Below are 14,397 nucleotides of genomic sequence, written 5' to 3' on the forward strand. Positions count from 1 at the left end.
TCCCTTCGCGCTTTGAGCACTACGCTATCTCGCTGAGAACGCCGCTGCACTGATGCAGTGCTTGTTCCAGTATCTTTCGGCAGTGTTTATTCCCACTCGATGGTTCCCGGCGGCTTCGAGGTTACGTCGAGCACCACGCGGTTGACTTCCTTGACCTCGTTGGTGATGCGGGTGGAGATCTTCTCCAGCACGTCGTACGGCAGGCGGGTCCAGTCCGCGGTCATGGCGTCCTCGGAGGACACTGGGCGCAGGACGATCGGGTGGCCATAGGTGCGGCCGTCGCCTTGGACGCCGACGGAGCGGACGTCGGCAAGCAGCACCACCGGGCACTGCCAGATCTCGCCGTCCAGGCCAGCGTTGGTCAGCTCGGTACGCGCGATGAGGTCCGCCTGGCGCAGCGTCTCCAGACGCTCCTCGGTGACCTCGCCGATGATGCGGATACCCAGGCCCGGGCCCGGGAAAGGCTGGCGCGCCACGATTTCCTCCGGCAGGCCCAGCTCACGGCCAACCGCGCGCACCTCATCCTTGAAGAGCAGGCGCAGCGGCTCGACGAGCTCGAACTCGACATCATCAGGCAAGCCGCCCACATTGTGGTGGGACTTAATATTCGCAGTACCGTCACCGCCACCGGACTCCACGACGTCCGGGTACAGCGTGCCCTGCACCAAGAACGCGGCATCCTGGCCGTCCAGAGCCTGGTCGACGGCGCGCTCGAAGGAACGGATGAACTCCGCACCGATGGCCTTACGCTTGGCCTCCGGCTCGGTCACACCGGCCAGCTTGTTGAGGAAGGCCTCGCGCTCATCCACGGTGATGAGCTTGGCGCCAGTCGACGCCACGAAGTCCTTCTCCACCTGCTCACGCTCACCCGCGCGCAGCAGGCCGTGGTCAACGAAGACACAGGTCAAACGGTCACCGATAGCGCGCTGCACGAGGGCTGCGGCTACGGCGGAATCCACGCCACCAGACAGGGCACAAATCGCGCGGCCGTCCTCACCGATCTGCTCACGGACATCGTTGATGAGCTGCTCCGCGATGTTCTCAGCGGTCCAGTTCTGCTCCAAGCCTGCTACCTCAGTCAAAAAGCGCGTGAGCACCTCCTGGCCGTACGGCGAGTGAAGGACTTCCGGGTGATACTGCACGCCGGCCATCTGCTTGGACAGGCACTCGAAGGCTGCCACGGGAGCGCCTTCCGACGACGCGGTCACCTCAAAGCCCTCCGGGGCTTCAGTGACCGAATCGCCGTGAGACATCCACACCTTGTGGGTTTCCTCCAGGCCCTTGTGCAGCACGCCGCCGGACACGGTCATGTCCGTGCGGCCGTACTCGCGGGCACCAGTGGAGGCCACGGTGCCGCCCAGGGCTTGGGTCATGGACTGGAAGCCGTAGCAGATGCCAAAGACCGGGATGTCGAGCTCGAGCAGCTCCGGCTTCAGAGCAGGGGCGCCGTCCGCGTATACGGAGGACGGGCCACCGGAGAGGATCAACGCGGCCGGGTTCTTGGCCTTGATGTCCTCCACGGAGGCAGAATTGGGGACAACCTCGGAGTAGATGTTGGCCTCACGCACGCGCCGGGCGATGAGCTGCGCGTACTGGGCGCCAAAGTCCACCACGAGGACAGGACGCGGGATTGTATTTGGGTTAGTCACGGTCATCAGTTTAACGCAAGAACCCGCGCCCTAGACCGCAGGGAGTGGCCCATAATCTTTCGCAGTAATAGCGGCCTTGCCCAACGCGGCCCGAAACGCCCGCAGAGCGGGGTGTCCCTCGCGTCCAGCACGCACCGCTGTGTAGAGCGTGCGGGTGGGATTACCAGGCAAAGCAACCACACGCACGCCTTCGATCTCCTCAAGAAAGAGGTCCGAAATCACCGCCACCGCGTGGCCCGTGCGCACCAAGTGCGCGTGCAAGAAGGGATCCGGGGTTTCATAGAGCACGCTGGGGTTAAAACCATGCCGGCGGCACAGACGGTGGACGAAGCGCCCCAATAAAAACTCCTCCGGGTCCATGGCAAAAGGGATTTCGTCATCGAACGCTGCAAAATCCTCTAAGCACAACTCGCTCCAGGGGCCGGTGAGTGGGGTGATGAGGCGTAGGGGGTCGTCGAGAAGCAGCTCCCGGTGGGTGTGCTCATCCGTGGCGGGCATGTCCGACTCATACTCTTCACCCAGGATGAGGTCCACCTCCCGGCGTGCCAGCAGCTCCATCGCGCCATCGGCTTCGCGCTGGATGATCTGCACGCGCAGGTCCGGGTACTCCCTGGCTAGCTCCGTCAGCGCCCGCGGGACCAGCGAGGACATGATGGTCTGAAACGTCGTGACCTTGATCGTGCCACGCACCGCGTTGGTGGATGCAATGACCTGTGACTCGGCCTCATCCGCCAAGGCGAGCATCCGCTCAGCATAAGACGCGAGGATTTTCCCCTGCTCCGTCAAACGCACTCGCCGGCCGACTTTCTCATAGAGCGCCACGCCGACGTCTTTTTCACACTGTGCCAGTTGTTGGGAGATGGCCGAGTGCGTATAGCGCAGCGATTCCGCCACGGCAGTGACGGTGCCGAGGCGTTGCAGCTCGTAGAGAATGCGCAGGCGATGCAGATCCAACATGACAGAATCCCTAACAGGTACGTGTTAAAAACTGTAGATAGACTAACAGTTCTTCCCACCCCACAATGGTCTGCATGACCAATCCGATTGCAGTTTTGTGCGTCATCGGCTCGTGCATTTCGATCCAGCTCGGTGCGAGCCTCGCCATCCAGCTCTTCCCCATCGGCGGGCCCTGGGGCACCGCTTCGCTGCGTTTGCTCTTCGCCGCCGTGATTCTGCTCGCCATTGCGCGACCGCGCGTGCGCACGTGGAGCCGTGAGAAGTGGATCTCCGCGAGCATTTTCGGCCTCACGCTGGGTCTGATGAATGGATTCTTCTATGCCGGCATCGAGCTTGTTGCGCTAGGTCCTGCCGTGACCATCGAGTTCCTCGGCCCGCTACTGCTGGCGGCGTGCCTCTCACGCTCGCTTCGCGACGCCACCTGCGTCGCCCTTGCTCTTCTCGGTATGGGTTTGATGGGCCTGGACTCTTTCAACGGAGATCCCCTCGACCTGCGAGGTGTGTTCTTCTTGCTGTGCGCCGGCGCGATGTGGGCTGCTTACATCCTGGCCAGCAAGAAGGCCGGCGCGCTCTTTAGCGGCCAAGACGGTTTGGCCGTGGCTTTCCTCATCGGTGGCTTGGTGCTCCTGCCAGTGGGTGGGCGCGGGGCGATGGCTCTAGCGAGCGATCCCACCCTGCTGCTACTCGCGCTAGGCACGGGCGTGCTGGCCTCGCTCATCCCCTACTCGTTGGAGTTCCTTGCGCTGCGCAGGCTTGCCCCCAACGTCTTTTCCATCCTGATCGCTTTGGAGCCCGTCTTCGCCGCATTCTTTGGCTGGCTCCTGCTCTCCCAGAACGTGTCCCAGCTCAAGCTGGCGGCCATCGGGCTGGTCGTGGTGGCCTCGGTGCTACAAACCATGGCACCGGCGCGCGGGCGCGTGGTATTCCGCAAGGTGGCACTGCGCCCACGCCACCTGAAGAAGCCCCGGCTGCTGTGGTTTCAGCGGCCACGTAATCGCAGCTGCAACTCCAACGTGGAAGCACCATCGGTGCTCAACCCCGCAGAGCGCTAAGCCAGGACACGAGCCGCCAAGACAGCGAAGTAGATCGAAGCTTTGTCGATCACCGCAGTGCCCCTCCGGCAGTCGGCTGCCCCGACGGGTAGCCGCACCTACAGGCAGCCACTCCCGCCGGTAGCCGCGCGTACGGGCAGCCGCGCCTGCGCACAGCTGCGTCCGCAGCACTAACGGACGGCCAGACCAACCTTCTGGAAGGACTTCAAATCCGTGTAGCCGCACTTTGCCATGGCGCGCTTGAGTCCACCGACCAAGTTGAGCTCACCCAGCGGCTCGTTGGACGGGCCATGGAGCACGACCTCCAAGGAAGGCGCACCCGCTGAGGCATCCTCGGCGGCGCCAGAAGTTGCGTTGCCAGAAACGTCGGTGCCCGAAACATCGGCGCCAAAAGTGCCGGTGCCCAGGAGGGAATTGGCCACGCCAATCGGCTCAATGAGGCCGCGCGGGAAACGCGGGTGGCCGGCCGTGGACGGCCAGTACCAGCCCTTGCCACCAGCCTCCGCCGCGCGAGCCAGGACTGGCCCGAGCACGACCCCATCAGCGCCACAGGCAATGGCCTTGGCGATGTCCGCGGAGGTGAAGATGTCGCCGTCGGCAAGCACGTGCACGTAGCGGCCCTCGGTCTCATCCAGGTAGTCGCGGCGTGCGGCCGCAACATCCGCGATGGTCGTCGCCATGGGGATATCAATACCTACGGTCTCCGGGTTGGTGTTCACACCGGCGCCGACGATGATGCCCGCAGCGCCCGCGCGCATGAGGTGCAGCGCCGTGGTGTAATCCGCCACGCCACCAGCCACCACCGGGGTATCCAGCGAGCCGATGAACTCCTTCAAGTTGAGCGGCTCGCCGCCAGTCTGCACGTGCTCGGCGGAAATCAAAGTGCCGTGGATGAACAGCAACTCCGCGCCGGCCTTAATAACCACGGGCGCCAGCTCGCGGGCGTGCTGCGGGGAGACGCGCACGGCCACGGTCACGCCGGAATCGCGCACCTGCGCGATGCGCTCTGCCAGCAACTCCTCATTCAGGGGTGCTGCGTGCAGCTCCTGCAGCGTGGACAGGTCGCCGAAGTTCTCCGTCACGCGAGCAATCGCGCCTTCCAAATCCTCGTGACGGCCCCACAGGCCTTCGGCATTGATGACGCCTAGACCGCCCTGTTTGCCCATCTCGATGACGAATTCCGGCGTGGCCAGCGCGTCGGTCGGCGCCGAAACGAACGGAACGTCGAAGGTGTAGGCATCGATGTGCCATGAGGTGTCCACGTCCTTGGAGGAACGGGTGCGGCGAGTCGGCACCAGGGAAATCTGATTCAAGTCATAGGTGCGGCGGGCCTCGCGGCCCACGCCGATTTCTACGTAATCGCGCATTCTTAGTCCTTAGCGGTAGTTCGGAGCTTCGACGATCTGCTGAAGGTGGTGCGGGTGAGACTCCTTAAGGCCCGCAGCGGTGATCTGGACAAACTGCTTGGTCTTGAGCTCAGCCAGGTTAGCGGAGCCGGTGTAGCCCATGGAAGCGCGCAGGCCGCCCACAATCTGGTGAACGATGGCATCAATATCACCGCGGAAAGGCACGCGTCCCTCGACGCCTTCTGGCACCAGCTTGTCCTCACTCTTGACGTCGGCCTGGAAGTAGCGGTCCTTGGAGTAGGAGCGCTTCTCGCCCGTCAGGCCGCGGCCCTGCATGGCACCCATGGAACCCATTCCGCGGTAACGCTTGTACTGCTTGCCCTGGACCACAACGATGTCACCCGGTGCCTCCGTGGTACCGGCCAGCATGGAGCCCAGCATGACGGCATCGGCGCCGGCCGCCAGGGCCTTGGCGACGTCACCGGAGTACTGCATGCCGCCGTCACCAATAACCGGCACACCCGCCGGACCTGCCACGGCGGCGGCCTCCATGATGGCGGTGATCTGCGGGGCACCTACACCCGCCACAACGCGCGTGGTGCAAATGGAACCCGGTCCGATGCCGACCTTGATGGCGTCGGCGCCGGCCTCAATCATGTCGCGTGCAGCAGCACGGGTGGCCAGGTTGCCACCGATGACGTCAATGCGGTCACCAAAGTCCTTCTGCACGCGGGAGACCATCTCCAGCACGCGGTTGTTGTGGGCGTGGGCGGAGTCGACGACGAGGACGTCTACGCCGGCGTCGACAAGCTGGCCTGCGCGCTGGTAGGACTCCTCACCGGTACCGATGCCCGCCGCCACGAGCAGGCGCCCGGAAGCATCCTTGGAGGCGTTGGGGAATTGCTCGGTCTTGACAAAGTCCTTGACGGTAATGAGGCCGACGAGCTTGTTCTCATCATCAACGATGGGCAGCTTCTCCACCTTGTTGGCGGACAGCAGCTCCAGCGCCTCTTCCTTGCTGACGCCTTCCTTGGCCACGACTAGCGGCATCGGGGTCATGATCTCGGAAACCTTGCGGGAGAAATCCGGCTCGAAGCGCATATCACGGTTAGTGCAGATGCCCACGAGGGTGCCTTGCTTATCGACGACCGGCAGGCCCGAAATCCGGTACCGCGCGCACAGCGTGTCTACCTCGTCGATAGTCATGTCCGGGGTGGCCGTGACCGGGTCGGTGACCATGCCGGATTCGGAACGTTTGACGATCTCTACTTGCTGAGCCTGCTCCTCTGCGGAAAGGTTGCGGTGCAGGACGCCGATGCCGCCCTGACGCGCCATGCCGATGGCCATGCGGGCCTCGGTCACCGTATCCATCGCGGCGGAAGCCAGAGGCACGCCGAGGCGAATGTTGCGGGTGAACTGCGCCGAGGTATCCACCTCGGAGGGAACGACGTTGGATTCTGCGGGAAGCAGCAGAACATCATCAAAAGTAAGGCCGTAGAGTGCAATCTTGTCGGGGTTGTCTCCGCCGGTGTGGACGTGGCTCATGAGGGTGGGGCTCTCCTAAACTGACCAGATAGTTGTATGCGGTAGCCCTCACTGTAGTGCGTGGACGCCCCGTAGTGGTAGCCGTGGGTATAGAAAAAGTCTCTATAGGGAATTGCCTTGCGCGCACGGAGTCAATAGGCTCGCAGACGTGAACTTTTTCGCCAACATGCCCCGCGATCCCTTCGCGGACGACCCGAACGACCCAGCTTCCTTCCTCGAGGAGGATGAGCACGTCGAGCCGCTGTCTGAGGAGGACCGTCTCGCCGTCATTCATGATCTGGCCATGGTCCAAGAGTTTGCGCGTGTTTTGAGCCCGCGCGGCATCGACGGCATCTTCTTTTTCTGCGAGGACTGCGAAGAAAACCACTTCTACGAGTGGGACATTATGGCCTCCAACATGCAGGCTACGCTGGCAGGCCAGCTCGCCCCCGTGCACGAGCCGGGTGCCGAGCCGGATCCGATGCGCTATGTTCCGTGGGATTATGCGGTGGGTTACCTCGACGGTATGGATTCGCGCTACTAGCGCGGCTGAAGTACCGCGCAGCTCAACGACAAGAACCTCTTTCCTCCTGGTGTGGGAGGAAAGAGGTTCTTTGTGGTTTTATTGCTGGAACTGCGGCGGCGGGAGCTGACCGTTATCCCCAGCGCCATCCGAGTTGTCATTCTGCGGTGGCGTCGCCTGCTCTCCACCACTCGGCTGACTTGGCTCCGGCTGGTTCTGCGTCGGCGGCTCCAGTGGGTTACCTGCCGATACCGTACGTGTCACCACGACGGTAGAGACCGCAGTCTCGGTCTGCGTGACGGTCTCCGGCTCCGGTGGCTTCTGCTCCTCTACAGGGGCGGGCTTCTCCACCGTCTGCGTCTGCGTCACCGTGGTGCGGGGCTGTTGTTTCGTCGTACTCGGGGACTCCGCCTCGCGTTCCCGCTTGGCCTGATCCACCATCTTCCGGGCTTCTTCAAGCAGCTGACGGGTGCCGTCCATATCGCCCTCAGCGGAACGCCTCTCCATTTCATCGAGTGTTCCGGCGAGCTCGACCACAGACACATCGTGCTCGTCTGCGCCGAAGAGCGACTGGTTCACGCCATACAGCGGGGAACCCGGTCCGGCGTTGACCACCACAGCTCCGGTACCTGCAATGAGCAGCGTAGCTGCGGCCGCTCCAATGAGGCCGTGTATGAATGGCTTGCTCCGACGGCGACGTGCCGCGCCGAGGGAAATAACCTCCGGCTCCTCCTCCGCGCCTTCGATGAGGGGGGCCGGGGGCATCTGCTTTTCGACGTCCCCGCGCAGCTCCAGCAGAAGACCCGCCAACTCATCACCGCCATCGGAGGGATCCGTTCCTTCGGAGAGAGTGGTGAGGAATGCATCATCATCGACCAAAGGCTGCAGCTGCTCAGCGACACCCTGCTGAGGCTGGTCCTTTTTTGCCATGATGTCCTCCCTTCCTTATTAGTAAAATTTTAATTTGTCGGTGCCAAGTACCGATGGCTCACTGCTAGCTCTGGGCTAGCCCAACTACTGGTTCACACTGCTGGTTCACGACGTCTCGTGCGAATCGAGGGATTTGCGCAATTGCGCAAGTGCACGATGTTGCGCCACGCGGACTGCGCCAGGGGTAGACTCCACAATTTCCGCAGTCTCCTCTGCCGACAGCCCCACGAACACACGCAAGATGATAATGTCCCGGGCCTTGTCACTTAACGTATCGAGCATTGCCCGCACTCTGTTACTACCGTCTACTTCAAGGGCGGATTCTTCGGGGGTAGCGTCCTGAGCGGCGTCTTCCGGAAGGTCTTCCGTCGGGTGGGTGTGGTCGCGGCTGAGGGCCCGGTGAGCGTCGGTCACCTTGTGGGCAGCGATGCCATACACATAGGCCATAAACGGGCGGCCCTTGTCCTTGTACGTGCCAATCGACGTCGCCACCGCCAAGCAGATCTCTTGTGCCACATCCTCCGCCGTGGGCTGGCGGTGACCGCCAATGCGTGCGCGGCAATAGCGCAGGACCTGCGGGTGAATGATGCGCATGATGCGCTGCAGGGCACGGCGGCTACCGTCGACGGCTAGCGGAACGAGGTCCGCTAGTTCCTTATCGCTGTCGCGCTTCGCCGCTGTGGAGGAGCCGCCTGCGCCTGTAGCATGTGTAGCCACTGCCATCCTTGCTCTTCTGCTTTGTGCTCTTCTGCCTAAAGTCTTTTCTGAATGAATTCGTTTAATTCATTACTACATATTCTGCATGAACATCATGTCATAACCATTTGGCGAAACCCGAAACGACGGGTCCATTCCCCGGCTTTTGAGCTGTGATAAAAAGTTCATTCATCGTTCATCTTAACCTTAAATGCAGGTCATACTGGGTAAACGTGAGGAATTTCGGCTCGTTACACCTGCATGTCAGCAATGCTTAACGCGCCGTTTACCAAGGGAAGACACACTTCTATCTCGTCTTACTTCGCCCTAGCGCTCACGGGACCATCTCCCGTGTTGAGTCGCGCTTACAGCACGCCTCGCGCTTGGAAACTCTATCTTTGACGAATAAGGAGAATCGAACGTGTCTCAGCCTTTCCTGCTCCCCGGGCCCAATACGGACTTCTGGGATTGGCAGCTACACGGCGCTTGCCGTGGGGAAAACTCTGACGTGTTCTACCACCCAGACGGCGAGCGCGGTCGCGCCCGCGCCCAGCGCGAAAACCGCGCCAAGGCTATTTGCCACACCTGCCCAGTCATCGAATTGTGCCGCGAACACGCCCTCGCATCCGGCGAGCCCTATGGCGTGTGGGGCGGCATGAGCGAATCCGAGCGCGTCGTTGCCTTGCGCTCGCGCCGCACCCACGCGACCGTCGGCGCCTAGTCCGCCCTCCCCCAGCCATGGCGTTAAGCAGGCTGCGCTGATATTCAGCAGCCGGCAATTGGAGGCCGGTAGAAGCCGCCAGTTCTACAGCACCTGCGCTAGGTAGCGGGCGGTCAACGTGTCCTTGTCGAGGAACTCGCGCGCGTTCTGCGCCAAGCACGTACCCTGACACTCTGGGGCAACCTACAAAGACCACTGCGCGCTCGACAAAGGCACGAATATGCTTCTGTAGGGACTCCACGGGTTTGCTCAACACGTTCGTCTTGAGCCGCGTGACCAGCCTCATGTAACTCATGCTGATGCCGCCGACCTTGACCTTGGTCTCGGTCTCATACAGGTTGCGTTTTTGCTCCTCGGTGAAGTCTTGGACCGGCACGTCGGCCGAATACAGCCCGGACTCGGCGTAGGCGCGCCACATCCACGAGTCCACCTTCATGCTGGGGTACATGATGGAGCCATCGTTGAGGGAATAAGCTGCGGGCTCGCCCGCGCGGGATTCTGCTAGGCGGGAAAAGCACGCGCAGGTGCCCGGTGATTGTCGGTGGCGGTGCCGAAGGTGGAGCGCGCAGAGGCCGCCCTGGGTTCCTGGCCTACGACGATGGCGGCGGTCAACCCTTCCAAGCGGTCCACGTCGGGGCGCGGTGGAGCTTGCATGAAGCCCGGGTAGGTTTCGTTGATGAGCCGCTGCGATTCGGCAGCGATGGTGTCGAAGACCAGCGAGGTCTTGCCGGATCCGGACACGCCGGTGACAACGGTGAGCTTGCGCTTGGGGATGCGCACATCCACGTTCTTGAGGTTGTTTTCGCGGGTGCCGGTGGCGGTGATGAATTCTTGTTCTACGGCTCCACAGTCTCATAACGGGGCAGAGATTCCCGCCCCACGGCAAAGGCCCGCCTCCCCGCGATGGATGCGGGCGGCGGGCCTTCCTTATGGCCACGCGGGAACCCTTGTGACTATGCGGGAACCCTTGTGGCGACGCGGGAAACGTAGGTTTCCCGCGTGCACGTTTAGTGCGCGTGCGCGTGTCCAGCCTGAGCCGGCTCTTCCTCGGCGGGCTTCTCCACGACGGAAGCCTCGGTGGTGAGCACCATGCGGGCCACGGAGGCGGCGTTAACCACGGCGGAGTGGGTGACCTTTACCGGGTCGATGATGCCCTGCTCCAGCAGGTTGCCGTACTCCAGGGTGGCGGCGTTGAAGCCTTCACCGTTGGCCTGCTCGGCAACGCGGGCGACGACGACGGAACCATCCAGGCCGGCGTTCTCAGCGATCCAGTAGGCCGGGCGGGTCAGCGCACGGGCCACAGCCAGCACGCCAACCTTGGCCTCGCCCTCAAAGCCCTCGGCAAAGGCCTTGAGCTCCTGGGAGATCTGAACCAGTGCGGAGCCGCCGCCGGCGATAACGCCTTCTTCAACGGCCGCGCGGGCGGCGTTGATGGCATCCTCGACGCGCAGCTTGCGCTCATTGACCTCGGTCTCGGTAGCGGCACCAACGCGGATGACGGCAACACCGCCAGACAGCTTGGCCAGGCGCTCCTCGAGCTTCTCCTTATCCCAGGTGGAATCGGTGCGCTCGATCTCGCGCCGGATCTGCTCGCGGCGCTCCTCGACGGCCTCAGCAGTACCTGCACCATCCACAATCACGGTGTCCTCCTTAGACACGGTGACGCGACGTGCAGAACCGAGAACCTCAGGGCCAACCTCCTTGAGGTTGATGCCGACCTCCGGGTCGACGACCGTAGCACCGGTGACAACAGCCAGGTCATCCATGAAGCCCTTACGACGCTCGCCGAAGTACGGCGACTTCACGGCGGCGACCTTGAGGACCTTACGGATGGAGTTCACGACGAGCGCCTGCAGCGGCTCGCCCTCGATGTCCTCAGCGATGATCAGCGTCGGGCGCGAGGACTCCGCGATCTTCTCCAGCAGCGGCAGGAAGTCCGGCAGGGAGGAGATCTTGTTGCGGACGAGGAGAATTGCGGCGTCGTCAAGCACGGCGTTGTAGGTCTCCTCCTCCGTCGCAAAGTACGGGGAGAGGTAGCCCTTGTCGAAGGAAATGCCCTCGGTCACGTCCACGGTGGACTCGATGGTTTGGGACTCCTCGACGGTCACGACGCCGTCCTTGCCCACCTTGTCCATCGCGCCGGCAACCATCTCGCCGACCTCCGCATCGCGGGAGGACACGGTAGCAACCTGGGAGATCTCCGCGGAGGAGTTCACCGGGGTGGCGCGCTTCTTGAGCTCCTCGACGACCTTTTCAGCGGCCGCCTCGATGCCCTTGTTGAGCTCCACCGGGTTAGCACCGGCGGCAACGTTGCGCAGGCCCTCGAAGACGAGTGCCTGGGCCAGCAAGGTCGCGGTGGTGGTACCGTCACCGGCGATGTCGTTGGTCTTGACGGCCACGGACTTCACCAGCTGGGCGCCGAGGTTCTCAAAAGGATCGTCGAGATCAATGTCGCGGGCGATGGTGACGCCGTCATTCGTGACGGTCGGGCCACCAAAAGCCTTAGACAGCACGACGTTGCGGCCGCGGGGGCCGAGGGTGACCTTGACGGCGTCGGCCAGCGTGTCTACACCGCGCTGGATGCCCTCGCGGGCCTCCTGGTCAAATGCAATCAGCTTTGGCATAGGGTTAATCGCCTACTTTTACTTCTCGATGACAGCGAGCAGGTCGCGAGCGGACAGCAGGAGGTACTCCTGGCCGTCGTACTTCAGCTCGGTGCCGCCGTACTTGGAGAAGATGACGGTGTCGCCCTCGTTGACGCCGACCGGGACAACCTCGCCCTTGTCGTTGGTGCGGCCCGGGCCGACGGCTACGACGGTGGCCTCCTGCGGCTTCTCCTTCGCGGAGTCCGGGATAACCAGACCGGACGCGGTGGTGGTCTCAGCTTCAACGATCTGGACGAGGACCTTGTCCTCCAGCGGCTTGATGTTTGCCATGATGATTTCCTCCAAAGTGTTCCTAGTGCACGTCCACGTGGACGTGCGTGTGCCGGTTGTGGGTAGCCCAGCACAGCCGTCGTCGCGGGTGAACAACTGTGGGTCAAAACAACCTGCCTAGCACTCTACCCGCGCGACTGCTAGCCCTCAACGTTGTGGGCCGCTAACCCGTTCGCCTTCCGCGAACGACGCCGCTCGTGCGTGTACAAAGCCGGCCAGCGCCAGCTTGACGGCGCCCAGGGCGATAAACATTGCGCCGAATATTACGGCGAAGGACGGCCACCATAGCTCCTCCAGGATTGTCCGACCGAGTGCTTCTTGTGGGGTAAGGAGGCGGTGGAGTGGGAGGAGCGTCGCCAAGCACAGCGCACAGACCACGCCAGCCGCAGTCAAGGCGAGGCAAGCCGCCTCCCCTACTTGCACGCGCATCCAAGCCAAAGGGGCAGCACCTGCCAAGGTAAGGCCACGAATATCGGCTGCGATGCGGCCGTGCATCAGCAGCGAGGTAAGCACGGCGCCCACGATGCTAGGGGCAAAGACAGGCCCTAAAAGGGCGACGAAGACTTGCCAGGAGGACAAGGTACCGCCGGCGCCTGCGTCGTTCCCAAAGCGCAGACCCGAGCCGACGGCGACGATAAAGCCACCGACGAGCACCCACGGCACGATGTGCGGGGTGGAAAAGGACCGGCGCACGCGCACGTTGGCCCCAGCGATGCCGGCCGCGCGGGTCCATTGATCCAGGGCAGGCATAAGCCAGGGTAAGAAGAGCGCGACGAGGATGACCAAGCCCATCTCGGCCGACAGGAGGTCGCCGGGGTCATCGATGTGCAGGCACCCGTAAACCGTGCCGCCGATGGCCGCGGATGCGAGCAGGAATTTCACCATGAGCCACACCGGGTGTGCGGTGGCGCGCGGGCGAAAGACTCGGCGCAGTGGAGGGAGCGCGCCAACTAGGGCCGCGGACATGCAGACGGCTACCGCAATGACAACAACCTGGCCGGTTATGGCAATATCTGGCATGGGGATGCCGTCACTGCGCAGGGCACGCACACACGGTGCGAGCAGTGGACGGGCCGGCAGCACACCGAGTAATCCGGCGGCCGCGCTGACCACCGCGACTTGGCCCAGAATGAAAAACAGGATCATCCATCTCGGCATGCCCACCATGCGCCAAGAACGATAGACCGGTTCACGCTCGGCGATAATAAGGCGCATCTGAGACAGCGTCACCAGCACCACCACGCACAGTGACATTGCCAGCACCGTGCCGCCCAGAGGCCCAGCGGGGTTTTCTTCGGCTCCGGAGGAACCGACCAGCATGGCTAGCGCTAGGGTGCACGAGGTGGAAGACACCACCAAGGTCAACGCTACGGCCAGCCACGATAGCCAATTGGACTGTAAGTCCTTAAGCCACACCAACATGGGCCGCCTCCTCCAAGGAAATGACCCGGTCGGCCGCCTCGGCGGCAAGGTGCGAGTGAGTCACCATGATCACGCTGGCTCCATCGCGGGCGACGGCGCGAAGGTGGGATAGGACGGTGGAAGCGGTGGCGTCGTCAAGCGCGCCCGTAGGCTCGTCAGCGAAGATATAGGGCGCTTGGGCCAGCAATGCCCGGGCGACGGCCACGCGTTGCTGCTGCCCACCAGACAGCTGCGCGGGCAGGCGACTCTCCAATCCAGCGAGACCGAGCGAGTCGAAGACCTCTGCCACCCGGCCGCGTGTAGGGCGCCGTCCGGAAAAACGCGCCGTCAAGGTAGCATTGCGCTGCGCGTTGAGGGATTCCAGCAGGTTGTAGTCCTGAAATACAAATGCACGCTGCTTGCGCCCCGGCGCGTTGACTTGGCCGGACGTGGGCTTATCTAGCCCGGATAGCAGGTTCAGGAGCGTGGTTTTGCCGCTTCCGGACGACCCCATGATGGCCACGAATTCACCTGGGGCGATGGACACACTGACGCGATTGAGCACGGTGCGGCGGCCGTAGCGCTTACTAAGGTTTTCTGCTTTTAACATGCCTCTGATTCCACTCGGCCACGCAACGCAATGACATGGAGCGGGCTACCCG

Annotated in this window: 14 protein-coding genes; 3 read left to right on the forward strand and 11 right to left on the reverse strand. The window is 62.9% G+C overall.

Going from position 1 to position 14,397, the window contains the following annotated elements:
• Positions 1 to 86 precede the first annotated feature (86 nt).
• Positions 87 to 1,655 (reverse strand): glutamine-hydrolyzing GMP synthase, encoded by a 1,569-nt coding sequence (guaA, locus tag HMPREF3147_RS07465; RefSeq protein ID WP_070446483.1) that lies wholly within the window; start codon positions 1,653 to 1,655, stop codon positions 87 to 89.
• A 24-nt stretch (positions 1,656 to 1,679) separates the two neighbouring features.
• On the reverse strand, positions 1,680 to 2,606 hold the full coding sequence (locus HMPREF3147_RS07470) for a LysR family transcriptional regulator (protein ID WP_070446485.1): 927 nt from the start codon (positions 2,604 to 2,606) through the stop codon (positions 1,680 to 1,682).
• 74 nt (positions 2,607 to 2,680) lie between these two features.
• Between HMPREF3147_RS07470 and HMPREF3147_RS07475 the strand changes: the two genes are divergently transcribed.
• The gene (locus HMPREF3147_RS07475) at positions 2,681 to 3,658 is read left to right on the forward strand and encodes an EamA family transporter (RefSeq protein WP_168160902.1); all 978 of its coding nucleotides are present in this window, start codon (positions 2,681 to 2,683) and stop codon (positions 3,656 to 3,658) included.
• A 170-nt stretch (positions 3,659 to 3,828) separates the two neighbouring features.
• Here the strand turns inward: HMPREF3147_RS07475 and HMPREF3147_RS07480 are convergent, their stop codons facing one another.
• Both HMPREF3147_RS07480 and guaB read right to left on the reverse strand, forming a co-directional pair.
• A complete protein-coding gene (locus HMPREF3147_RS07480) occupies positions 3,829 to 5,025 on the reverse strand; it encodes a GuaB3 family IMP dehydrogenase-related protein (RefSeq protein ID WP_070446489.1) in 1,197 nt (398 codons plus the stop codon).
• A 9-nt stretch (positions 5,026 to 5,034) separates the two neighbouring features.
• Positions 5,035 to 6,549: an IMP dehydrogenase gene (guaB, locus tag HMPREF3147_RS07485; protein ID WP_070446490.1), complete on the reverse strand. Its 1,515-nt coding sequence runs from the start codon at positions 6,547 to 6,549 to the stop codon at positions 5,035 to 5,037.
• Positions 6,550 to 6,697: 148 nt separating this feature from the next.
• Here guaB and HMPREF3147_RS07490 point away from each other — a divergent pair, with 148 nt between their 5' ends.
• Entirely contained in the window at positions 6,698 to 7,072 is a 375-nt protein-coding gene (locus HMPREF3147_RS07490; RefSeq protein WP_010189463.1) for a DUF5319 domain-containing protein, read from the forward strand.
• A gap of 78 nt (positions 7,073 to 7,150) precedes the next feature.
• On the opposite strand, the gene HMPREF3147_RS07495 is transcribed toward HMPREF3147_RS07490, so the two are convergent.
• Positions 7,151 to 7,981: a hypothetical protein gene (locus HMPREF3147_RS07495; RefSeq protein ID WP_070446492.1), complete on the reverse strand. Its 831-nt coding sequence runs from the start codon at positions 7,979 to 7,981 to the stop codon at positions 7,151 to 7,153.
• A gap of 105 nt (positions 7,982 to 8,086) precedes the next feature.
• Positions 8,087 to 8,704 (reverse strand): sigma-70 family RNA polymerase sigma factor, encoded by a 618-nt coding sequence (locus HMPREF3147_RS07500; RefSeq protein ID WP_070446495.1) that lies wholly within the window; start codon positions 8,702 to 8,704, stop codon positions 8,087 to 8,089.
• 394 nt (positions 8,705 to 9,098) lie between these two features.
• Between HMPREF3147_RS07500 and HMPREF3147_RS07505 the strand changes: the two genes are divergently transcribed.
• Entirely contained in the window at positions 9,099 to 9,398 is a 300-nt protein-coding gene (locus tag HMPREF3147_RS07505) for a WhiB family transcriptional regulator (RefSeq protein WP_070446497.1), read from the forward strand.
• Between the two features lie 501 nt (positions 9,399 to 9,899).
• Here the strand turns inward: HMPREF3147_RS07505 and HMPREF3147_RS07510 are convergent.
• The 5 genes from HMPREF3147_RS07510 to HMPREF3147_RS07530 form a co-directional block, all read right to left on the reverse strand.
• Positions 9,900 to 10,184, reverse strand: coding sequence for a P-loop NTPase family protein (locus HMPREF3147_RS07510; protein WP_070446499.1), 285 nt, complete (start codon positions 10,182 to 10,184; stop codon positions 9,900 to 9,902).
• A 221-nt stretch (positions 10,185 to 10,405) separates the two neighbouring features.
• Positions 10,406 to 12,022 (reverse strand): chaperonin GroEL, encoded by a 1,617-nt coding sequence (groL, locus tag HMPREF3147_RS07515; RefSeq protein ID WP_070446501.1) that lies wholly within the window; start codon positions 12,020 to 12,022, stop codon positions 10,406 to 10,408.
• Between the two features lie 18 nt (positions 12,023 to 12,040).
• Positions 12,041 to 12,340, reverse strand: a complete 300-nt coding sequence (gene groES, locus HMPREF3147_RS07520; protein ID WP_167595557.1) for a co-chaperone GroES — start codon at positions 12,338 to 12,340, stop codon at positions 12,041 to 12,043.
• 141 nt (positions 12,341 to 12,481) lie between these two features.
• Positions 12,482 to 13,756, reverse strand: a complete 1,275-nt coding sequence (locus HMPREF3147_RS07525; protein ID WP_070446503.1) for an FtsX-like permease family protein — start codon at positions 13,754 to 13,756, stop codon at positions 12,482 to 12,484.
• The gene (locus tag HMPREF3147_RS07530; protein ID WP_070446505.1) at positions 13,740 to 14,345 is read right to left on the reverse strand and encodes an ABC transporter ATP-binding protein; all 606 of its coding nucleotides are present in this window, start codon (positions 14,343 to 14,345) and stop codon (positions 13,740 to 13,742) included. Before HMPREF3147_RS07530 ends, HMPREF3147_RS07525 begins: the two co-directional genes overlap by 17 nt.
• Between the last annotated feature and the right edge of the window lie 52 nt (positions 14,346 to 14,397).

The sequence above is a fragment of the Corynebacterium sp. HMSC05D03 genome (genome assembly GCF_001807205.1).
Taxonomy (GTDB): Bacteria; Actinomycetota; Actinomycetes; order Mycobacteriales; family Mycobacteriaceae; genus Corynebacterium; species Corynebacterium aurimucosum.